General features: G+C 60.3%; 1 protein-coding gene. It reads right to left on the reverse strand.

From position 1 onward, the window contains the following. Positions 1-267 (reverse strand): TonB-dependent receptor domain-containing protein (locus tag AAEZ05_RS28850; RefSeq protein ID WP_350650019.1); only part of this gene is annotated, 267 nt, incomplete at both ends.

Consider the following 267-nt stretch of genomic DNA (forward strand, 5'->3'; position numbering starts at 1 on the left):
GGCCAGCGGCAGGAAGGATTCCGAATAGCTGACGAAGGGCGACACGCCGTTATCGAACAGGTACACCAGGCCCGCACGGCCGGTGAACGCCTGGTCTTTGCTGGCAAAGCGGGTGTCCTGTATCGGCTCCTTGTTCACCACATTCGCCCAGTCGTAGCGGCCACCGAGTACCAGCACCCATTTATCCAGCTTGATCTGGTCCTGCAGATACAGGCCAGTCTGGGTAATGGTGCGGTCCCAGCGGTACGGTTGGCCGAAGTTCAAGGG

This window comes from Pseudomonas sp. HY13-MNA-CIBAN-0226 (genome assembly GCF_040310305.1).
Classification (GTDB): Bacteria; Pseudomonadota; Gammaproteobacteria; order Pseudomonadales; family Pseudomonadaceae; genus Aquipseudomonas; species Aquipseudomonas gregormendelii.